Raw genomic sequence first — 19,606 nt, forward strand, 5'->3', positions numbered from 1 at the left:
TCCTTGGTCTTCAGGCCGTCCACGAATTTGGCCTGCAGCGACACTTTGGCAAGGTCGCCATCGGCATTCTTCACCAGTTCCGGCAAGCTGTTGATGGTCTTCATGACTGCGCCTTCCGGCAGCTTGCGCGCGGTTTCAACCTGCTGGGTGTAGCGCGACCACAGATCGTTGTACAGATACGCATCCGCCTCGGACGCCGCCTGCGACGGACCGTTGGCGATATACGGCTCGGCAAAGCTCTTGTAGGTACCGACGCGCATCAGATTGACGGTCACGCCCAGCTTATCCAGCGCATCGCGGTAGTAATTGCGGTAGTGGCCGAAACCATCCAGCACCACCATGCCCATCGGATGCAGATAGACTTCGTCCGCGTGAATGGCCACCTGGTACTGGCGCTGGTTATAGCTCGCGCCCCAGGCCACCACCTTTTTGCCGCTGGCGCGGAAACGGTCCAGCGCCGCGCCAACTTCGCGCAGCATGGCCTGGCCTCCGCCGTTCATTTCGTCCAGCACCAGCACGGCGCCCGCGATCTGCGGGTCCTTGGCCGCGCTGTCGATCACATTCAGCACATCGCGCAGCTGGATGGACTTGCGCACGTCATTGCCGCTCAGATTAGCCATCAGCGCCTCGCGCGCGCCGCCGGCCGTTTGCTCCACCAGCTGGCCATCCAGGTCCAGCACCAGCATGGTCTTGTTCCCCAGAGGCTTGACGCCGCCGCCAAAGATCAGCACCAGCAAGGTCACCACGATCGCCAGGAAGATCAGATTCATGGTAAAGCGGCGCGTACCGTCCACCGCGCCCCAGAACCAGCTAAAGCCACCGCGGATGTAGGAAAACACAGATCGAGACATCAAAACTCCTAAAGTGGATTGATTTTTATATCACTTTAAGCGAAAAAAGGACTTTTGGTCAGTTTATTGCCAGAACTTCTTCACTCTGGGCCGGAGCGGAAATCAGGAAAAGACCGCCCATCACCAGCAGCCCATTGATGATAAGTAACTCCAGGCCCATGCGGTAGCTGCCAAAGAGGATGTCCTGATACCGGTCAATCAGGGCGCAGATGACGGGACCGGCCAGCACGATGGCGGGTACCCATTTGTCCTGCACTGTGCGGCGGCTCAGGATGCCGAAGGCGAACAGGCCAAGCAATGGACCGTAGGTATAGCCGGCCAGCTTGAGAATCACGCCGATCATGCTGGCGCTGTCGATCCATTTGAAGACCATCACCATCACCAGGAACAGCGCGCAGAAGGCCAGGTGCACGCGATGGCGGATGCGTACGCGCTGCGCTTCCGGCAAATCGTCGCGGCGCTTGAGGCCGAGGATGTCGATGCAGAAGGACGAGGTCAGCGCAGTAATCGCGCCGTCCGCGCTGGGGAACAAGGCGCTGACCAGGGCAATGAAGAAGATCATCTGCACGGCAGCGGGCAGATGGCCCATCACCACGGCCGGGAAGATCTTGTCGCCGGTGGCGGTCACGCCGGCTTGCGGTGCGTACAGGTACAGCAGGCCGCCGAGGAAGAGGAAGGACGCCAGCACGCCGATCAGGATCAGCGTCAAGGTCACCATGTTCTTCTGCGAGCCGCCCAACGTCTTCACCGAGATATTCTTCTGCATCATTTCCTGATCCATGCCGGTCATGGCGATGGTGATGGCGGCGCCGGCCAGCACCTGCTTCCAGAAGTAGGCAGGGCTATCGACATCGGTGGTGATGATCTTCGACAGGCCATGCGCATCCATCTGCGCCAGCGCGCCCGCCAGATCAAGGTGCATCTCGTGCATCAGGAAGATGGTGCAGGTCGCCAGGCCAAGCAGCATGCCAGTGGTTTGCAGCGTATCCGTCCACACGATGGTCTTCACGCCGCCTTCGTAGGTATAGAGCAGGATCATGGCCAGGATGATGGCGTTGGTGAGCCAGAACGGCACGCCTAGGCTGTCGAGAATCGTGGCCTGCAAGATCGCCACCACCAGATACAGGCGCGCGGTGGCGCCCAAGGTGCGCGACAGGATGAAGAAGGCCGCGCCGCTTTGATACGAACGGCGGCCCAGGCGCACATCAAGGTAATGGTAGATCGACGTCAGTTTGAGCTTGTAGTACAGCGGCAGCAGTACGAAGGCCACGGTGAGATAGCCGATCGCATAACCCAGGGTGATCTGCAGATAACCGAAGCCGTCGCGGCCGACCGCGCCGGGCACGCTGATGAAGGTCACTCCGCTCAAGGTGGTGCCGACCATGCCGAACGCCACCAGCATCCAGTTGGAGCTCTTGTTCCCGATGAAGAAGCTGTCGTTATTGGCGTTGCGGGAGGTCCACCACGCTACGCCAAGCAGCAGGCCGAAATAAGCGAGGACCACGAAAAACAGTGAGACTGGTGACATATTTGCATCCAACGTATGATCGATTTCGCGTGCAATATACACCCTCCCCGCACCGGCGCGGCTAGAATGCCAGCAGACCTAAGGACAATCCATGTACTCACAAGACACCATCGCCTTCGCCAAACATCAGGAATCGCTCGTGCTGCCGCTGGAGTATCGCGTGCATGCGCAATCGGATGGGCGCGGTGCGGGCCGTGAGGAATGCATGCGCGATTATGCGCGTGTGCTCTACTCCGCCTCCTTCCGCCGCCTGCAGGGCAAGATGCAGCTGCTGGGCGTGGACGCCAATCAGTTCAACCGCAACCGCCTGACGCACAGCCTGGAAGTAGCGCAGATCGCGCGCTCCATCGCAGCGGACCTGGGCCTGGAACGCACGGTGGTATCGGAAACCTGCTCGCTGGCGCACGATATCGGCAATCCGCCCTTCGGCCATTACGGCGAAAAGATCCTGAACGAACTGGCCGCCGATGTCGGCGGCTTCGAAGGCAATGCACAAGCCTTCCGCATCCTGCGCACGCTGGAGAAAAAGCACCATGCCTACGCAGGCCTGAATCTGACGGTGCGTACGCTGTTCGGCATCACCAAATACTTCCAGCGACGCGACACGCCAAGCGTGAAGAAATTCCTGTACGACGACGACTACGACTTCCTCACGACACAGCTGGCGCAGCACGGCATCACTGTGCGCAAAGGCATCGACGCCCAGATCATGGACCTGGCCGACGAAATCGCCTATGCCGCACATGACGTGGAAGATGCGCTCAGTTTCGGCATCATCACATGGGGCGAGATCCTGCACGAGTTCAGGATCAGCAAGGAGTTCGGGGGCGCCTTCGACCAGTTCTCGGCCATCGCCCACCACGCCCACGAAGAAGCGTTGAAGTGCGAAGCACAGGAAAGCTCGGAGGAATATTCCATCGTACTGCGCAAGGAGCTCACCTCGCAGATCGTGTTCGAGCTTTGCCGGGACATCGGCGAAGTCGATGGCCAGCTTGGCTACCGCACCAAAGGCTTGTTGGCACGCGGCCTGAAAAGCCTGCTGTGGCGGGCGATCCTGCGCAAGAAGGATGTGCAGCTGTATGAGAAGCGCGGCGAGAAAATCATCCGCGGCTTGTTTGAAGTGCTGTCCGACACGCAGTACAACCGCAATGGCATCCTGCTGCCGCGGGAGATCCGCTGCCTGAAGGATTCCCGCGAACGCCTGGTGATCGACTATATCGCGGGCATGATGGATTCCTTTGCCGCGCAGGAGTACGAGAAGTATTTCGGCAAGGGCAGCCTGGATAATATTTACTGGAAGGGTTAAGCAAAACTCCCTCTTCTGCGGGAGGCGAAAAAAGCCGTCTGGCCTCAAGATAACCATGGTGTAAACCTAGGAGATCACGATGCGAGACACCAGCCACCCGCCGTTGATCGGCACGCTGCAATCCACCTATCCCCTGCTGCGCGCCTGGCTCGGCGAAGACCAGTTCCTGCGCGCGGCCACCTGGCACCTGGAACTCAACGCGCCGCACGCGTGGATGCTCGATGCTTGCGCCGACGATTTCGGCCTGACTCTGCGCGAACTGTTCCCCGAGCAGCCGGACCTGCAGGAACTGGCCTGGATCGAACGCGCCCTCGACAACTCCTACCTAGCCGACGACCTGGGTCCGATCGCGCCTGCCAGCCTGGCCGGCATCAACTGGAATACTGTGCATCTGCGCCTGACGCCAACGCTGCAGATCACGCACGCCACCACCAACGCGGCCGATATCTGGTCCGCCATAGAAGCGGGACGCCATCAGCCCAAGGGGCGCCTGCTAGCCAGCCCGAAAGGCTTGCTGGTGTGGCGCCGCCGCTACCTGTCCTGCCTGCGCACCATCGAGCCGCTGGAAGTGGAGGCGATCAGCTGCGTGCAAGCTTTCGGCAGTTTTTCGAATCTGTGCGTCATGCTGAGCGGACAGCTGGGCGAGCGTGAAGGCGTGTCACGCGCAGCCGCCCTGCTCGCCAGCTGGCTTGGCGACGAGCTGGTGACGGGCGTGCATCACCCGCATCAACTGAACTGAGGGGATGCCATGCCAATGACACGCTATCCCGCCCTGTCGGTGCCTACGCGCAGCCACAGCTTGCGTCTGCCCAGTCTGCTGCCGCAGTCCCTGCTGCAGCTGCTGGCGCGCCTTGCCATAGCCTCGGTCTGCCTGTTGTCGGGGCGCGACAAGATGCAAGGGCTGCTGACGCTGAAGCCCGCCACCTATGATCTGTTCCGCCACGAATACGCCCTGCCCCTGATTGCGCCGGAGCTGGCGGCCCAGATAGCAGCGCTGGCCGAACATGTGATTCCGGTCCTGCTGCTGGTGGGCCTGTTTACGCGCTCGACTGCCTTGACCTTGCTGGTCATGACCGTGCTGGTGGAAGTGTTCGTCCATCCTGCCGCCTGGCCGGTGCACCTTATCTGGCTGAGTCTGTTGCTGCCGCTGGTCGCGCACACCGGCGGCCCCGTCTCGCTGGACCATGTGATGCAACGGCAGGATTAACACCAATTAACACCGCTTAACTTGCTGGTTGGATATCCAAAGGACATCATGACTCATCGATGCCTTGTATTGGAGACACCCTATGCAACTCAGCAAACTTAACGTTCACATCATGCGCGGCGATCCTATGATGGTCGCCGGTTTGCACGCCATCCTCAGCGCGCATCCCGATCTGAATGTGACCGTCCATGTGGCCAATCCCGAAGCCCTGCTTGATGCACGCATCGTCGTGACGGATTACGAGTCCGGCCTCGCCGTCGCCCGCAGCGAGGCACAGGACAGCGACAACGCACCGCGCATCCTGATCGTCACCAATCGCCGCCGCGAAGGCGAAGTGCGCCAGGCCATGGACGCGGGCGTGCATGGCTATCTGCTGGAGTGCGGCACCGCGGGCGACCTGGTGTACGCCGTGCGCCAGCTGGATCGCGGCCTCGGCTTCATGAGCGAAGGCGCCCGCCGCGGTCTGGTTGAAAGCCAGCGCCACGCGTCCCTGACCATGCGCGAAACGGACGTGCTGCGTTTGCTTGCCAAGGGCTGGTGCAACAAGTCCATCGCCCGCGAGCTGGATATCGGCCTCGGCACGGTGAAGACCCACGTGCGTGGTCTGATGAACAAACTTGACGCTTCGGCACGCACCGAGGTCGTGGTTGTGGCCGCGCAACGCGGATTAGTGATGCCCGGCACGAGTCCTCAACTTGCATTATGATTGTCATGTATCAGTGATATATCTGCGATGCAGGAATGGCAGAAAGCGACCAAACCACATACTCCGGCCCATCAGCGTCTGCCGATACAGCTTTGCTGTTCGGCGACTTCCGCCTGGTCCCGTCTGAACGCGCCTTGTTCCACCGTGAACAGCCGGTGCGCATCAGCGGGCGCGCCTTCGATTTGCTGCTGGCGCTGGCGGAACGGCCGGGCGAGATCGTCAGCAAGACCGAGCTGATGGCGCGCGCCTGGCCGCGCACCTTTGTGGAAGAAAGCAATCTGCGCGTGCACATCGCCACGCTGCGCAAGCTGCTGTCGCCCGGTGCGGACGGCAAGCCTTATGTCGAAAACGTGGTGGGCCGCGGCTACAGCTTTGTCGCGCCGGTGGCGAGAGCAAGCCGGGGGCACTCTGCCCCGGCGCCCAGCGTGCCGCGCTTGCCAGTGCTGAACAACCGCCTGATCGGGCGCGACGATGTATTGAACGAACTGGTGGAGCAAGTCTCGCTGCGCCGCCTGCTCACGATTGTCGGCACCGGCGGCATGGGCAAGACCGCCCTCGCCGTGGCCGCGGCCCACCAGTTGATGGCGCCTTTCAGCGAGCGCGTGCACTTCCTCGATCTCTCCGCCATCGGCGATGCCTGCCGCCTGCCCACGGCGCTGGCGCTGGCGCTTGGCCTGCCGACCGTCAGCGCCGATCCGGTCAGCGGCATGCTGGACTATCTGCGGCAGGGCGCCACCCTGATCGTGTTCGACAACTGCGAACACATCGTCGACCAGGTTGCGGAACTGGCCGGCCGTCTGCTGCGTGAGACACTGGGCGTGCACATCCTGGCCACCAGCCGCGAAGCGCTGCGCGCCGACGGCGAATGGGTCTACCGCCTGGCGCCGCTGGCCGTACCGCCTTCCAGCATCGGCCCCAGTCTGCTGCCCACCGACGCACTGGCCAGTTTCTCGGCCGTGCAGCTCTTTGTCGAACGCGCCAGCGCCTGCATTGGCGGACTGGCGCTGGGCACGGACGGACTGCGCGCCGTGGTCGAGATCTGCCGGCGCCTCGACGGCATCCCGCTGGCAATCGAACTGGCCGCCGGCCGCGCCGGCTTCTTCGGCGTGCACGGCCTGGCCGAGCGCCTGGCAGACAGCTTCGCCGTGCTGACCAATGGCAGCCGCACTGCCCTGCCCCGCCACCAGACCCTGCGCGCCACGCTGGACTGGAGCCACGCCACGCTGTCAGCACTGGACCGCGCCGTGTTCCGCCGTCTGGGATTGTTCCGCACCAGTTTTACACTGGCGTGCGCGGTGGAAGTGGCGCACTGCCCGTTGTACGCGCGCACCGATGTGGAAGACGCCCTGTCCAATCTGATTGCCAAGTCGCTGCTGACGACGGTGCCGGAAGGAGATCAGGTCAGCTATCGACTGCTGGAGACGACCCGTGCCTACGCGCAGCGTGAGCGCGCCGTGCCGCGCGAGTGGCTGGCGCAATACGGGCGCTATCTCGAACACGTAGGCGGCAGCCTTGACTGGGCCTTTGACCTGGGCGGCGACGTGCGCCTGGGTCAGCGCCTGTGCGTGCTCTCGGCGCCGCTATGGGACCAGCTCTCGCTGCTGAACGAGTACGGCGCCCGCCTCGAGAAGGCGCTGAAGGCGGACATCAGCCACTTGCCGCCCGATCCCGCGCTGGAGCTGGAACTGAATCTCGCGCTGGGCGTCACCCTGGCGCATACCGGCGTGGCGGGCGATCCCAGACGCCAGGCGGTGTTTGCGCGCGCGCTGGAACTGGCGATGCAGGGCGAGGACCGCGAAGTGCGGCTGCGCGCACTGTACGGCAGCTTTACCGATGCCACCTGCCGCGCAGACTACCGCGCCGCGCTGGCGCTGGGCGAATGCTACGGCATGGAATGCGCCTACCTGGGCAGCGAGCGCGCCGCCATGAACCACGCCAGCCTGATGGCGCGCGCCCAGTTCTACCACGGCGCGCTGGACGAGGCACGCGACCAGATCGAGTTCCTCAGCAATCATCCCCTCAACACGCACTGCGAACCGGTACCCGAGTTTCAGCTCGTGTCCTGCCTGGCCACGCGCACCGTCCTGTCGCGCATCCTGTGGCTGCAAGGCTTCCCGCAGCGCGCCATGCAATTGGCGTGCGACAGCGTGAACGAGGCAACCCAGCTCAATCACGACGTGTCGATGTGCTTTACCCTGCAACACGCCTGCACCATCGCGGGCTGGAATGGCGACAAGGAAGCGTCCGTGTATTACGCCAGGCTGCTGCAGCAGCAGGGACGCCGCAGCGGCATGCCGCAATGGGAATTCTGGGGGCGGGCCATGTACGCCGCCCACCTGGGGGTCTTCGATCCAGATCATCCGCAGCGGGAAAGCATGGCGGCGCTCAGCCGCAGTCCTTATTTCGGCGCCTGGCAGGCCGACGTCCTGACCACCCTGAACCAGGATATGCTGACTCCACGCGCCATTGCACGCGCCCAGGCCCATCATGCCGGCTGGTGTGAGGCTGAAGTGATGCGCGCCTGGGGCGAATCGCTCTTGCGCGTCGGCGCCGAGGACCGCGCGGAAGACCTGTTCCAGCGTGCGCTGGAGCAGGCCCGCTCGCAGAATGCGCTGGCGTGGGAGCTGCGCGCGGCCATGAGCCTGGCGCGCCTGTGGCTGTCGCAAGAACGCGCCGACGAAGCAGGCGCCCTGCTGCGTCCTGTGCTTGAGCGCTACACCGAAGGCCACAACACCGCCGACCTGCGCGCTGCCGCGGCCCTGCTGCTGCGCTGCTAAGCTGCCTTGTCGTGATTGGCGATAGCCTGCATCATGCGGAACGAGTAAGGATTACCGGCGGCCGCCCGGTCCAGGCTTTCCAGGTCCAGCACCTGCATATGCTGGTGGCCCTCGTCCCCATACACTTCCTTGCGCGGATCGAAGCCCGCGGCCAGCGAATACTCCAGGAAGCGCGCATGGAACTCGGCGTGATCGACGCCGTCCAGCACCAGCATGTGGAAGGATGGCCCGGCGCCCTCGTTGTAGGCGTTGGCGCCGCGCGCGGCCAGGTCCTGCAGGGGCTGCCAGTCGAAGGCATCCGGCGCCTCCGCCCATTGCTCCTGCAAGTCCAGGAACTCACCAATCAAGGCATTGATATTCATGTCACTCCGTGCGGTCGTAACCGAATTGAAGTCCGGCCGTGCCGCCTGTCTCGATAAACAGGTTCATAAAGGCGGGCACCGTTTCCGAACGCTTCCAGTCGCGCTGCAATTCGCAGAACAGCTGGGGCACGCTGATCATCTTGCCGCCCGCCTGCTCGATCCGGCGCAGCGCCATTTCGTGCGCGGCGACCGAAGTGCCGCCGACAGCGTCCGCCACTACATACACTTCGTAGCCTTCACGCAGCGCGTCCAGCGCCGGGAAGGTCAGGCAGGCTTCGGTCCACAGCGCCGTCATGATCAGCTTCTTGCGGCCGGTGGCCTCGACAGCCTTGCGGAATTCTACGTCTTCCCAGGAATTGATGCTGGTGCGGTCATAGGTGGGGAATTCCGCCAGCACCTTGGCCACCTGGTGGATAGGCGGCTTGTTGAGGCCGGTCTTGACGTTGACGGTCGAGTGCACGATGGGCAGGCCGTAGGCCACGGCGGCTTTGGCGGTGCCGACGATATTATTCACGAGCAGCTGGCGGTCCATCGAGGCGATGGAATTCACCTGCACCGGCTGGTAGTCGATGATGATGAAGGCTGAGTTCTGCGGGGTCAGCAGGTCGTCTTTTTTCGGGTCACGGATGGCTTCACTGGTCATGGCAATCTCCTTCAGGGGTTAGGAACTACAAACCCAGTATGGACCGCCAAAACACAAACTTGTAGGCTTGATATCCGGACTGATCGTTCCATTTCAGGAACGATGAGCTAGTAGATGTTCATGTAGATGGCCAAAATCATCCCAATTAGACCCAATAAAGCRCCAAACATTGCCGCCACAATGAAGGCGGCGGTGGGCCAGCCCCAGATCAGGGCAACGGCGCCGCCGCTCAGGGCGCCGATCAGGGCACGCAGCAGCGGGCTGCTTTCGAGGCGGATATCGGATTCGCCATCGAAAGCCAGGATGCCCGTGGCGATGAACGTCAGGCAGGAAAAACTCGACAGGACGCGGGTGAATTGGGCATACGAGCCGCGGTCGAACAAGGCGTGCGTGGCGGCGTAAATCGACATCACGACACTGATCAATCCCATCACCAGCGTCACCTGCATCATCAACCGAGGGCGCATTCCGGCTCCTTTGCGTGGGGATACCCGTCCGATTTTAGGGTTCTCCACGGAGCCGGCTTTGCGAAAAGACAAACCTTAATGCGCGGCTACGCGTGCTTCGCGGCGCACGCCTGCCGCTGCCGGACGCGGATTCAATGCATCCAGACGGCCGCTCAGTGCCGTCAAGCCGTAAGCGCCCAGCACCACCAGCGCGCCGATCCAGCCGGTGTGCTCCAGACCCAGTTTGTCGACGATCAGACCACCGCCCCAGGCGCCACCGGCGATGCCCAGATTGAACGCCGCGATATTCAGGCCGGACGCCACGTCCACGGCGCGCGGCGTGAAGTGTTCCGCCTGCTGCACCACATACACCTGCAGGCCGGCCACATTACCGAAGGCCACGGCGCCCCAAAGCAGCACGGTCAGCACCACCAGCGGCTTGCTCGGCGCAGTAAAGGTCAGCGCCAGCAGCACCACAGCCAGACCAAGGAAAATGATTTTCAGGGCGCTGATCGGACCACGTTTATCGGCCAGCTTGCCGCCCCAGATATTGCCGACGGCGACCGACACGCCATACACCAGCATCACCAGGCCGACGGCGTTGGAACCGAAACCCGCCACGCGCTCCAGGATCGGCGCCAGATAGGTGAAGGCGATGAAGGAGCCGCCGTAGCCCACCGCCGTCATGGCGTACACCAGCAGCAGGCGCGGTTGGCCCAGCACCTGCATCTGCGCCAGCAGCGAGGCCGGTTTCTGGTGCTGGATATTACGCGGCACGAACAGCAGGCTGCCGATGAAGGCGATCACGCCCAGCAGGGACACGGCCAGGAAAGTCTCGCGCCAGCCGAAGTGCTGGCCGATGAAGGTCCCCAGCGGCACGCCCGTCACCAGGGCCACGGTCAGGCCGGTGAACATGGTGGCAATCGCGCTGGCGGCTTTCTCTTTCGGCACCAGCGACGTCGCAATGGTCGAACCGATGGAGAAGAACACGCCGTGCGCCAGGCCGGTCAGAATGCGTGCGGCAATCAGCGAGGTATAGCCGGGCGCCTGCCAGGCCAGCAGATTACCGGCCGTGAACAGCACCATCAGGGACAGCAGCAGCGCCTTGCGCGGGATTTTGCCGCTGAGGGCGGTCAGCACGGGAGCGCCGACGGCCACGCCCATGGCGTACAGGCTGACCAGCAGGCCGGCCGACGGCAAGGTCACGCCGAGGTCGGCGGCAATGGTGGGCAACAGGCCGACAATCACAAATTCTGTTGTCCCGATGGCAAAAGCACTTATAGTTAGGGCAAGTAGTGCAATGGGCATGACAAAAACTCCTTGTAAAGTTGATGTCGTGCAGTATCCTGTGCATCTTTTTCGCGAAAAAGATGTCGCGGGACATAAGTTTTCTGACTCAAACGCAAGAATAACGATGAATTCCGAATTCCTCGCCCTGTTATTGGTCCGGGAAATGCCCTATGGCAAGTATAAAGGCCGTGTGATCGCCGACTTGCCGGGCCATTACCTGGGCTGGTTCGCCCGCGAGGGGTTCCCGAAAGGCGAGCTGGGCGCGCTGTTGGCGCTGATGTATGAACTCGACCATAATAATTTGCGCAGCCTGCTCGATCCGCTGCGTTCGCACCGATAGGAGACGTACCTGATGCTGTTCAACCGAGCCATGCTGCTCGCGCTCGCGCTGCCCCTGGGCGCGCACGCCGCGACAGCCACTCCGGCCGATGATGCCGCCCTGCGCCACGCCAAAGCCCTGCTCGCCCGTTCGCCCCTGATCGACGGCCACAACGATCTGCCCTGGGCCATCCGCGAATCCAAAGAGCATCCGATGGATCTCGACGCCAACGACCTGCGCAAGCCCATGCCGCAGGAAACCGATCTGGCGCGCCTGAAGCAAGGCCAGTTGTCGGCGCAGTTCTGGAGCGTGTATGTGCCGGGTGAGCTGAAGGATGGCTGGGCCAAGACCCAGCTGGAACAGATCGACCTGGCGCGCCGCATGATCGAGCGCTATCCGGAACGTCTGCTGTTCGCCACCCGCAGCAGCGATATCGAGAAAGCGCGCAAGCAAGGCAAAGTCGCCAGCTTCCTCGGCATGGAAGGCGGCCACGTGATCGAAAACAGCCTGGGCGCCCTGCGCGCCTACTACGACCTCGGCGCGCGCTACATGACCCTGACCCACAACGTCRCCCTGGACTGGGCCGACGCTGCGCTGGGCGAACGCAAACACGGCGGCCTGACGCCTTTCGGCAAAGAGGTCGTACGCGAAATGAACCGCCTGGGCATGCTGGTGGACCTGAGCCACGTCAGCGCCGAAGTCATGAATCAGGCGCTGGATGTCAGCGAAGCGCCGGTGATCTTCTCCCACTCCAGCGCCCGCGCGCTAAACGACCATCCACGCAACGTGCCGGACGAAGTCCTGAAGCGCATGCCGGCCAATGGCGGCGTGGTGATGGTGACCTTCGTGCCGGGCTTCGTATCGCCCGCCGTGCGCGCATGGCATGAAGGCCTGAAAAATGCCCTCGGCGACGCCAAGCCTGACAGCGCGGAGTTCGCCGCGCGCAAAGCCGCCTACGAAGGCAACGCCGGTCCGGCGCCGAAAGCCACGCTGAAGCAGGTGGCCGATCATATCGACTACATCGCCAAGGTGGCCGGCCACGATCACGTGGGCCTCGCTGGCGACTACTACGGCGCCGAGAATCCGGTGGGCCTGGAAGACGTCTCTAAATATCCCGACCTGTTCGCGGAATTGATCCGCCGCGGCTGGAGCGATGCCGATCTGGCCAAGCTGGCGGGCGGTAACCTGATCCGCGCCTTCGCACAGGCCGAGAAAGTCGCCGCGAAACTGCAAAAGGAACGCAGCCCAAGCCTGGCTAAGGTGGCCGCCGAATGAAGCGCGGCTTTTACGTCATCATGGCGGCGCAGTTCTTCTCTTCGCTCGCCGACAACGCCATGTTCATCGCCTGCATCGCGTTCCTCACGGCGCTCAACGCGCCGGACTGGATGACGCCGATGCTGCAGCTGTCCTTCGTGCTGTCCTACGTGCTGCTGGCCGCCTTTGTTGGCGCCTTCGCCGACGCCTTCCCGAAAGGCAAAGTCATGTTCGTCACCAACCTGGTGAAGATCATCGGCTGCGCCACCATGTTCGCGCACGCACATCCCCTGCTGGCTTACGGCATCGTCGGTCTCGGTGCGGCAGCCTATTCGCCCGCCAAATACGGCATCCTGACCGAGCTGCTGCCGGCGGAACAGCTGGTCGCAGCAAACGGCTGGATCGAGGGCCTGACCATTGCGTCAACCATCTTCGGCGTCGTGCTGGGCGGTTTGCTATCCGCCAATCCCCACGTGGCTGCGCTGTTGATGAGCATTGATGTTCCGGGCGTGACCTTCTTCGATTCGCCGGCCGAAGCGGGGCTGGCCGTCATCATGGGCATTTACGTGCTGGCCGCCCTGTTCAACCTGAAGATCGCCGACACCAAGGCGCGCTACGCCAAGCAGGCCATGAATTTCCGCGCGCTGGTGGCCAGCTTCACCCACGCTTGCAGCGTGCTGTGGCGCGACCGTCTGGGCCAGATCACGCTGGCCGTGACGACCCTGTTCTGGGGCGCGGGCATGGTGCTGAAGATTATCGTGCTGCGCTGGGGCGAAGAAGCGCTCGGCCTGACACTGGACAAAGCGGCCACGTTGCAAGGCGTGTTCGCGATCGGCGTGGCAGGTGGCGCCGTGATGGCGGCGCGCTGGGTGTCGCTCAAACGTTCGCTGTCCGTGATGTGGGTGGGTGCGCTGATGGGTGCAACCGTCACGCTGATGACGCTGGTGCACAGTCTCTGGATGGCGTATCCGCTGCTGGTCTTTATCGGCGCGCTGGCCGGCTTCTTTGTGGTGCCGATGAACGCTCTGCTCCAGCATCGCGGCCATGTGCTGATGAGCGCGGGGAATTCCATCGCGGTGCAGAACTTCAACGAGAACGTGTCCATCCTCGCCAGCCTGTTGCTTTACGCCGCCATGCTGAAAATGGATGTGGGCCTGAACACCACCATCGTCGTCTTCGGCATGCTGGTGGCGGGCTCCATGCTGGCCATTATTGGCCGCTACTTCGCCACGGGCGCACCACAAGTTCACTGAAGCCCGTGGCCGCATCATGCTCGCGTGCGAAGGCGTGCGCGGGCAGCAGCGCCAGCAGCAATTCCGCCGTGGTGCGCACGATGCAGCCTGCCGCCACATGGCCGCCGTAGACGCGGCCTGCCGCATCCGCTACCGACATATGCAGGTGTGCGCCGTCCGGCGCCACCGATCCCGCCACCGTCAGAATTTCGAAATCGCCGCGCAGCTCGGTAGGCGCCGGCAAGCCGGCGTAGCGCAAGCGCGCCACACTCAGGCTGCCAATGCCCTGCAGCAGAAACGCCGCGCCTGCACCAGCCGGCAGCGCCGCCTCAACGCAGGCGCGCAGATCGTCGCCTGGTGACAGACGGAGCGGCAGCGCTTGCATCGTCATGCCGGCAGGCGCGGCGCCGACAACGCCGTCCACTCGCCGCTGTCGGCCAGGCGCTGGAGATCGGTGAAGCCGCCGATCAGCGTGCCGTTCACGAAGATCATCGGGAAGGTCGGCCAGCCGCTCCACATCTTCAGCGCCAGGCGCGGCTTCCATTCGCTCAGGTAACTGCCGTATTCCAGATAGGTGTACTGCGTGCCCAGGCTGTCGAGCAGCTTGCGGGCCTTGCGCGGAAAAGGATTCTGGCGCATGCCGACCACCACCACCGTATTCGCGGCAATCGCCGCCTGCACTTGCGCCACCACGTCGGCATGGAATTTCCCCATGCGCTCGCGGATGGCGGGATGGATGCGGACGTCTTCTAAAACTTTGCGGCTCATGCGGGCTCCTGAATCGGATGGGTAATGCCGCCAATGTAACTGGAGCTTCAGAGCCTGTCCAGCGTGGCCGGGTCGGGCTGGCCGCCGTAGTATTTGTCCAGGCAATCGGTGAATAGTTTCTCGTCCGGCGCGGCTTGCGCGAACAGCGTCAGCGATGAACGGAATTTCATGTCGTCGGGCGAACCGAAGATGGTGTGGGCCGATGCGCCCTCGACTGCCAGCACCAGCGCGCAGCACTCGCGCAGGCGCGCGCCGAGCAGTGGGTGCGCCAGATATGCGCGCGCTTCCGCCAGGCCGGAGATCGCGTAGCGCTCGGCCATGGCACTGAAGCCGAGGCCCGCGATCTGCGGAAAGATGAACCACATCCAGTGGCCGCGCTTGCGTCCCGCCGCCAGCTCGGATTGAACGGAACCATATGCCGCCTGCTGCGCTTCAACGAACCGCTGGAGATTGAAGTCGTCCATTTTGCCCTCCTGTCGTGTTACTTTTCAGTGAGCCATTGTCCTACAGATCCCTGTCGCGTGGTCTTATTAAAGGTGCACACCACACCGCCTAACATGAAGCCCTCTTTCAACGATCTGTGACAGGGATCAGCGAAGGAATGCAATGTTTATCGACTACTGAGGAGAGAATCATGGCATCATCCAATCAAGGCGGCAACAAACAAAGTGGCGACACCAGCAACCGCGGCTTCGCTTCCATGGACCCGCAAAAGCAGCGTGAAATCGCCAGCGAAGGCGGCCGCGCAGCGCACGCATCCGGCAACGCACACGAGTTCAGCTCGGAAGAGGCGCGTAAAGCCGGCAGCATGAGCCACAAGAACGACGGCAATAAACAGTCGGGCTCCAGCGGTTCGGGCAGCTCCGGTGGCAGCCGTCAAAGCAGCGGCGGCGGCACCCGCGGCGGCACGCCTGAACAGCATGCCGAAGCAGGCCGCCAAAGCCACAAGAACGATGACAAGCGTTAAACGCGCCGCGCCATCGATGCGCCCAGGCGCATGAGTTCACACCACAAGTGAACCCGGGACGCCGCCCTGCCGGGGCGGCGTTCCAGCAAGCCGATCGTCAAAGCAGAACCCAGCAGGACCACCGCGCAGCTGCCCAGCATTTGCAGGGTAAATGGCTCGTGCAGGAAGACCGTCCCCCACAGCACACCGAATACCGGAATCAGGAACAGCGCGCTCATGGCACGGCTGGCGCCCAGTCGCGCGATCAGCCCAAAGAACAGCACGTACACCAGCGTGGTGCACACGGCGGCCAGCGTCAGCACGGCGCCCCATGCTTTGGCCGACGGCGTGTGGGCGGGCCACAGCAGCACGGCGGGTCCGACCAGCAGCACAGCAGCAGTCAGCTGGCTTCCGGCCGCCACGGCGAGTGGCGGCACGTCAGCCAAAAATCGTTTGGTGAAATTGCCGGACACGCCGTACAGCATGGTCGCGCTCAGGCAGGCCAGCGCCGCCGCCAGTGTCGGAATCATCTCGGCCGTCCCCAGATGCAGACGAATGCGATCGGCTTCCAGTGGCGGCGCAGTGCCGCCCATTGACCGCGCCACAGCAGCAGCGGCAACATCATCAGCGCGGCTGCGACAGCGCGCACGCCCGCCATGGCAGCCGCGCCAAACTCCGGCGCGCCAACACGAATGAACAGATAGGAGGCGCCCCAGATGGCTGCCACCGACACAAGACTCAGGGTATCGCTACGCTTCATGACTGCCCCTTTCAATTTCGATTGGGGCCATTCTGAGCTGATTCATGGCTCCATAGAAGAGCCATCGATAGTGAATTTTATAGAGCCAGCGAAGCCTGGCGGCTACCGAAGGCGAGGCGCTTGCCCTCGCGTAGCATGCGTTCGAAATCGGCCGCGGGAACGGGCTGGCTGAAGAGGTAGCCCTGCAGCTGGTCGCAGCCCAGCTCGCGCAGGAAGGCCATCTGCTCGGCGGTTTCCACGCCCTCCGCCACGATTTCCTGGCGCAGCTGCTGGGCCATGGTGACGATGGCGCGCGCGATGGCGCAGTCGTTTTCTTCGTAAGGCAGGCCGACCACGAAAGCGCGGTCGATCTTCAAGGTACTGATGGGGAATTTCTTCAGATAGGCCAGGCTGGAATAGCCGGTGCCGAAGTCGTCCAGCGCCAGCGCCAGGCCCATGGCGACCAGCTGGTTCATGATGGCGATGACTTTGTCGGCGCCGCGCACCAGCAGGCTTTCCGTGATCTCCAGCATCAGCTGCTCGGCCTGCACGCCATGGCGCCTCATGGCTTCGGCCACGCGCTCCGGCAGCTTGTCGTCGAACTGGCGGGCGGACAGGTTGACGGCCACCGGCGGCATCATCAGGTTGGCGTCCTTCCAGGCGCTGATCTGGCGGCAGGCTTCGTCCAGCACCCACAGGCCCAGTTCCTGGATCAGCCCCGTTTCCTCCGCTACCGGAATGAAGACGCCCGGCGACACCAGCCCGCGCACGGGATGGCGCCAGCGCAGCAGCGCTTCCGCGCCCACGATGCGCCCACTGCGCAAGCTCACCTTCGGCTGGTAGTACAGCAGCAGTTCATCGTTGGCCAGCGCTTGCCGCAGTTCGCTCTCGATACGCAGGTGCTCCTTGGCGCGCTGATTCATTTCTTCGCTGTAGAACAGCAGGCCAGGATCGGGCGTTTGCGAGGCGCGCGCCATGGCGGTTTCAGCGCCGCGCACCAGTGCCGGCGCGTCCTGCGCATCTTCCGGCCACACCGCGATGCCGATGTGGGCGTTGACCTGCAGGCGGTGCGGCCCCACTTCGATCGGCTGCGCCAGCGCCTGCATCAGTTTTTGCGCCACGATGGCCGCGTGCTCGCGCTTCTCGATTTGCGGCAAGGCCGCGGCGAATTTGCCCCCATCCAGCCTGGCCAGAATGTCTTCGTCGCGCAGCACCTGGCGGAACACGCGGGCGATTTCCACCAGCAGCGCGTTGCCTGTTTCGTAGCCAAGGGTATCGCTGATGGCGCCGAGGCGGCTCAATTCGATCACCAGCAGCGCGCCGTGCTCATTGCTGCGGCGCGCTTCCGCCATCGACTGGTCGATCAGCTGCGTCAGCAGGCCCAGATTGGGCAGGCCGGTCAGGCTGTCGTAGTTGACCATGCGCTGCATGCGCGCTTCGGCGTCCTTGTGCACGCTGATGTCGGAGAACAGCGAGAAGGTGTGGCTGATGGCGCCCGCGTCGTCGCGCACCGCGCTGATGGTGACCGATTGCGGGAACAGCTCACCGTTCTTGCGTTTGCCGATAATCTCGCCCCGCCATGGACCCGCACCGGCCATGGCGGCGCGCACCTTGGCGCGGAATTCCGCATCGTGCACGCCGGAGCGCAGCAAGTCGGGGGTGCGGCCGATCGCTTCGGCCGGGGTGTAGCCGGTGATGCGCGTGAACGCGCCATTGATGGAGACGATATGCTCGTGCGCATCGGTAATCAGCACGCCCTGGTCGCTGTCCTCAATGATGCGCGCATGCAGGCTGTTCTTCTCTTCCGTCGACAAGCCCGCATTGACGGGCGCCAGCTTGACGCGCATGCCGATGGCGCTGCCCGCCTCATCATGCGCCAGCGAGATCGCGGCACGCACCCAGATCACTTCACCGGACTTTTTGCGGCGGCGGACTTCGGTCACCGCGTTATCCGCTTCCAGCACCAGCTCCGCAATATTGCCGCCTTCATCGTCGTCCGTGTAGAGGAAGAGGATGTGCTGGCCCAGCGCTTCCTGCGCCGTGTAGCCGAACAGACGCACCGCGCCTTCGTTCCAGCCGGTGAGGTAGCCGGCCAGATCCAGCTCAAGCACGGGCGGTGGCGGCGCCGGCGGATATTGCAGGCGCAGCTCGGCCAGCGCCACCTCCAGGCTGGCCAGCGTGGCGGCCAGCTCCTCGCCCTGCTGGCTGCGCGCCAGCGCGCTCAAAGCCTGGCAGCGGGAGATGGCGTCATCAGCCATTAGATGGCACCTCGGCGGTCACTTCCAGCATCCACAACGTGGCGTCGGCCACGATGGCATTGAATTCGGCGGCAGACAATTGCAGCGCATCGAGTCGCCGCGTCACATCGGCAAACTCGCCGCGTTCCGCTGCTTCGGCCAGCGACAGCAGCTCGCCTACCTCGCCCGCCTTGTGCAGCAAGGCTTGCTGGGCCGCGTCGCCGATATGTAAAGGCGCCAGCAGCTGCTCCAGCGGCACGCCGAACAGGACGCCGAGCAGCGAGAACATGCCTGTCATGAAAGCCTGCTCCTGCGCGGCCTTGCCCTGGCCCGTCGCACGCGCCAGCAACTCCAGCATGCGCGCCCGTACCGACACGCGCGCCAGCAGCATGGGCGAGCGCATATCGTCTTCGCGTGCCGCGAACAGCATCAGATTAAGCCAGCGCCGCAACTGGGCGCGGCCAAGAATCAGGATGGCCTGGTTAAAACTGGTGATCTTGCGTTGCAGACCGAGGCCCAGCGAGTTGACCAGCTTCAGCAAGTGATAGGACAGCGTTGGATCGCGCCGCAGTACGGCTTCGATTTCGACGTTTTCCGCATCGTTGGTGACCAGCTGGACCAGCTGCAGGGCCAGCGCACGCGAAGCAGCCTGGCTGCCGCTCGGGCGTTCGGGTGGCTGCAGCGCCCAGTCGCCTTCGATCAGTTTGACCCCGGCTGCGGGCGAGCCGAAGGCGCCGTCCGCATGCAGCACCTCGTCTTCGGCCAGCGGCTGCCAGCCTGCGGCGGGCGGCGCCGCATCGGCGCGGAAATAGCATGGCAGCTGCTGCGCCAACTGGCCCAGCGTCTCCGGCAAGCCCTCCTGCGGCGCTCCCGAAAACACGAGCGCGGCCGGCTTGCCCTGCCGGTCTGCGAGCAGGTTCAGGAAGACTGGCGATGCGGCGTGCGAGGCGTTCATTACGGGCGGCGGAAGGCGATGATGAATTCCCCTATAGTAC

The 19,606-nt window shown here is 63.5% G+C and carries 22 protein-coding genes; 9 read left to right on the plus strand and 13 right to left on the minus strand.

Annotation, left to right across the window (positions count from 1 at the left end):
• Positions 1-851, minus strand: an 851-nt coding sequence (locus AB4Z11_RS12935; RefSeq protein ID WP_442025657.1) for a S49 family peptidase, incomplete at its 3' end; no start/stop codon positions are given.
• Positions 852-909: 58 nt separating this feature from the next.
• Complete coding sequence (locus tag AB4Z11_RS12940) at positions 910-2,379, minus strand: sodium:solute symporter (RefSeq protein WP_442025658.1); 1,470 nt, start codon at positions 2,377-2,379, stop codon at positions 910-912.
• A gap of 91 nt (positions 2,380-2,470) precedes the next feature.
• Between AB4Z11_RS12940 and dgt the strand changes: the two genes are divergently transcribed.
• From dgt to AB4Z11_RS12965, 5 genes are all read left to right on the plus strand, one after another.
• Positions 2,471-3,685 (plus strand): dGTP triphosphohydrolase, encoded by a 1,215-nt coding sequence (gene dgt, locus AB4Z11_RS12945; protein ID WP_442025659.1) that lies wholly within the window; start codon positions 2,471-2,473, stop codon positions 3,683-3,685.
• 79 nt (positions 3,686-3,764) lie between these two features.
• Positions 3,765-4,424 (plus strand): DNA-binding domain-containing protein, encoded by a 660-nt coding sequence (locus tag AB4Z11_RS12950; protein ID WP_442025660.1) that lies wholly within the window; start codon positions 3,765-3,767, stop codon positions 4,422-4,424.
• A gap of 9 nt (positions 4,425-4,433) precedes the next feature.
• Complete coding sequence (locus AB4Z11_RS12955; protein ID WP_442025661.1) at positions 4,434-4,892, plus strand: DoxX family protein; 459 nt, start codon at positions 4,434-4,436, stop codon at positions 4,890-4,892.
• 82 nt (positions 4,893-4,974) lie between these two features.
• Positions 4,975-5,598: a LuxR C-terminal-related transcriptional regulator gene (locus tag AB4Z11_RS12960; RefSeq protein ID WP_442025662.1), complete on the plus strand. Its 624-nt coding sequence runs from the start codon at positions 4,975-4,977 to the stop codon at positions 5,596-5,598.
• A 35-nt stretch (positions 5,599-5,633) separates the two neighbouring features.
• Positions 5,634-8,375 carry an ATP-binding protein gene (locus AB4Z11_RS12965; protein ID WP_442025663.1) on the plus strand — a complete coding sequence of 914 codons (2,742 nt, stop codon included), beginning with the start codon at positions 5,634-5,636 and terminating at the stop codon, positions 8,373-8,375.
• Here AB4Z11_RS12965 and AB4Z11_RS12970 read toward each other — a convergent pair.
• The 4 genes from AB4Z11_RS12970 to AB4Z11_RS12985 form a co-directional block, all read right to left on the minus strand.
• A complete protein-coding gene (locus AB4Z11_RS12970; protein WP_442025664.1) occupies positions 8,372-8,737 on the minus strand; it encodes a hypothetical protein in 366 nt (121 codons plus the stop codon). The genes AB4Z11_RS12965 and AB4Z11_RS12970 overlap by 4 nt on opposite strands.
• A gap of 1 nt (position 8,738) precedes the next feature.
• Complete coding sequence (locus AB4Z11_RS12975; RefSeq protein WP_442025665.1) at positions 8,739-9,380, minus strand: hydrolase; 642 nt, start codon at positions 9,378-9,380, stop codon at positions 8,739-8,741.
• 107 nt (positions 9,381-9,487) lie between these two features.
• On the minus strand, positions 9,488-9,847 hold the full coding sequence (locus AB4Z11_RS12980) for a hypothetical protein (RefSeq protein WP_442025666.1): 360 nt from the start codon (positions 9,845-9,847) through the stop codon (positions 9,488-9,490).
• Positions 9,848-9,922: 75 nt separating this feature from the next.
• Positions 9,923-11,134: an MFS transporter gene (locus tag AB4Z11_RS12985; RefSeq protein WP_442025667.1), complete on the minus strand. Its 1,212-nt coding sequence runs from the start codon at positions 11,132-11,134 to the stop codon at positions 9,923-9,925.
• Positions 11,135-11,240: 106 nt separating this feature from the next.
• Between AB4Z11_RS12985 and AB4Z11_RS12990 the strand changes: the two genes are divergently transcribed.
• From AB4Z11_RS12990 to lplT, 3 genes are read left to right on the plus strand one after another with little or no spacing between them, the layout of a single operon-like run.
• Positions 11,241-11,456 carry a DUF3820 family protein gene (locus AB4Z11_RS12990; RefSeq protein WP_442025677.1) on the plus strand — a complete coding sequence of 72 codons (216 nt, stop codon included), beginning with the start codon at positions 11,241-11,243 and terminating at the stop codon, positions 11,454-11,456.
• Positions 11,457-11,468: 12 nt separating this feature from the next.
• Positions 11,469-12,710, plus strand: coding sequence for a dipeptidase (locus AB4Z11_RS12995; protein ID WP_442025668.1), 1,242 nt, complete (start codon positions 11,469-11,471; stop codon positions 12,708-12,710).
• Positions 12,707-13,942, plus strand: a complete 1,236-nt coding sequence (gene lplT, locus AB4Z11_RS13000; RefSeq protein ID WP_442025669.1) for a lysophospholipid transporter LplT — start codon at positions 12,707-12,709, stop codon at positions 13,940-13,942. Before AB4Z11_RS12995 ends, lplT begins: the two co-directional genes overlap by 4 nt.
• Here the strand turns inward: lplT and AB4Z11_RS13005 are convergent.
• The 3 genes from AB4Z11_RS13005 to AB4Z11_RS13015 are packed head-to-tail and all read right to left on the minus strand — an operon-like array spanning position 13,899 to position 15,153.
• Complete coding sequence (locus tag AB4Z11_RS13005; protein WP_442025678.1) at positions 13,899-14,306, minus strand: PPC domain-containing DNA-binding protein; 408 nt, start codon at positions 14,304-14,306, stop codon at positions 13,899-13,901. The two genes, lplT and AB4Z11_RS13005, sit on opposite strands and share 44 nt — an antisense overlap.
• 2 nt (positions 14,307-14,308) lie before the next feature.
• The gene (locus AB4Z11_RS13010) at positions 14,309-14,689 is read right to left on the minus strand and encodes a glutaredoxin (protein WP_442025670.1); all 381 of its coding nucleotides are present in this window, start codon (positions 14,687-14,689) and stop codon (positions 14,309-14,311) included.
• A gap of 47 nt (positions 14,690-14,736) precedes the next feature.
• Entirely contained in the window at positions 14,737-15,153 is a 417-nt protein-coding gene (locus AB4Z11_RS13015; RefSeq protein ID WP_442025671.1) for a DUF1810 domain-containing protein, read from the minus strand.
• A gap of 170 nt (positions 15,154-15,323) precedes the next feature.
• On the opposite strand from AB4Z11_RS13015, the gene AB4Z11_RS13020 reads away from it, so the two are divergent.
• Positions 15,324-15,656 (plus strand): KGG domain-containing protein, encoded by a 333-nt coding sequence (locus AB4Z11_RS13020; protein ID WP_442025672.1) that lies wholly within the window; start codon positions 15,324-15,326, stop codon positions 15,654-15,656.
• Here the strand turns inward: AB4Z11_RS13020 and AB4Z11_RS13025 are convergent.
• The 4 genes from AB4Z11_RS13025 to AB4Z11_RS13040 form a co-directional block, all read right to left on the minus strand.
• Complete coding sequence (locus tag AB4Z11_RS13025; RefSeq protein WP_442025673.1) at positions 15,653-16,228, minus strand: DMT family transporter; 576 nt, start codon at positions 16,226-16,228, stop codon at positions 15,653-15,655. The genes AB4Z11_RS13020 and AB4Z11_RS13025 overlap by 4 nt on opposite strands.
• The gene (locus AB4Z11_RS13030; protein WP_442025674.1) at positions 16,162-16,395 is read right to left on the minus strand and encodes an EamA family transporter; all 234 of its coding nucleotides are present in this window, start codon (positions 16,393-16,395) and stop codon (positions 16,162-16,164) included. The genes AB4Z11_RS13025 and AB4Z11_RS13030 overlap by 67 nt, the downstream gene beginning before the upstream one ends.
• Before the next feature lie 77 nt (positions 16,396-16,472).
• Positions 16,473-18,632: a putative bifunctional diguanylate cyclase/phosphodiesterase gene (locus AB4Z11_RS13035; protein WP_442025675.1), complete on the minus strand. Its 2,160-nt coding sequence runs from the start codon at positions 18,630-18,632 to the stop codon at positions 16,473-16,475.
• On the minus strand, positions 18,625-19,606 hold a 982-nt coding region (locus tag AB4Z11_RS13040), incomplete at its 5' end, for an EAL and HDOD domain-containing protein (protein WP_442025676.1). The genes AB4Z11_RS13040 and AB4Z11_RS13035, both read right to left, overlap by 8 nt.

Origin of the sequence: Pseudoduganella sp. RAF53_2, assembly GCF_052113985.1 — a bacterium.
In the GTDB taxonomy this organism is placed as follows: domain Bacteria; phylum Pseudomonadota; class Gammaproteobacteria; order Burkholderiales; family Burkholderiaceae_D; genus Rugamonas.

Coding starts and splice junctions, on each gene's coding strand:
- AB4Z11_RS12940 (WP_442025658.1), bottom strand. CDS start 2,379: ATGTCACCAGTCTCACTGTTTTTCGTGGTCCTCGCTTATTTCGGCCTG.
- dgt (WP_442025659.1), top strand. CDS start 2,471: ATGTACTCACAAGACACCATCGCCTTCGCCAAACATCAGGAATCGCTC.
- AB4Z11_RS12950 (WP_442025660.1), top strand. CDS start 3,765: ATGCGAGACACCAGCCACCCGCCGTTGATCGGCACGCTGCAATCCACC.
- AB4Z11_RS12955 (WP_442025661.1), top strand. CDS start 4,434: ATGCCAATGACACGCTATCCCGCCCTGTCGGTGCCTACGCGCAGCCAC.
- AB4Z11_RS12960 (WP_442025662.1), top strand. CDS start 4,975: ATGCAACTCAGCAAACTTAACGTTCACATCATGCGCGGCGATCCTATG.
- AB4Z11_RS12965 (WP_442025663.1), top strand. CDS start 5,634: ATGGCAGAAAGCGACCAAACCACATACTCCGGCCCATCAGCGTCTGCC.
- AB4Z11_RS12970 (WP_442025664.1), bottom strand. CDS start 8,737: ATGAATATCAATGCCTTGATTGGTGAGTTCCTGGACTTGCAGGAGCAA.
- AB4Z11_RS12975 (WP_442025665.1), bottom strand. CDS start 9,380: ATGACCAGTGAAGCCATCCGTGACCCGAAAAAAGACGACCTGCTGACC.
- AB4Z11_RS12985 (WP_442025667.1), bottom strand. CDS start 11,134: ATGCCCATTGCACTACTTGCCCTAACTATAAGTGCTTTTGCCATCGGG.
- AB4Z11_RS12990 (WP_442025677.1), top strand. CDS start 11,241: ATGAATTCCGAATTCCTCGCCCTGTTATTGGTCCGGGAAATGCCCTAT.
- lplT (WP_442025669.1), top strand. CDS start 12,707: ATGAAGCGCGGCTTTTACGTCATCATGGCGGCGCAGTTCTTCTCTTCG.
- AB4Z11_RS13005 (WP_442025678.1), bottom strand. CDS start 14,306: ATGCAAGCGCTGCCGCTCCGTCTGTCACCAGGCGACGATCTGCGCGCC.
- AB4Z11_RS13010 (WP_442025670.1), bottom strand. CDS start 14,689: ATGAGCCGCAAAGTTTTAGAAGACGTCCGCATCCATCCCGCCATCCGC.
- AB4Z11_RS13015 (WP_442025671.1), bottom strand. CDS start 15,153: ATGGACGACTTCAATCTCCAGCGGTTCGTTGAAGCGCAGCAGGCGGCA.
- AB4Z11_RS13020 (WP_442025672.1), top strand. CDS start 15,324: ATGGCATCATCCAATCAAGGCGGCAACAAACAAAGTGGCGACACCAGC.
- AB4Z11_RS13025 (WP_442025673.1), bottom strand. CDS start 16,228: ATGGGCGGCACTGCGCCGCCACTGGAAGCCGATCGCATTCGTCTGCAT.
- AB4Z11_RS13030 (WP_442025674.1), bottom strand. CDS start 16,395: ATGAAGCGTAGCGATACCCTGAGTCTTGTGTCGGTGGCAGCCATCTGG.
- AB4Z11_RS13035 (WP_442025675.1), bottom strand. CDS start 18,632: ATGGCTGATGACGCCATCTCCCGCTGCCAGGCTTTGAGCGCGCTGGCG.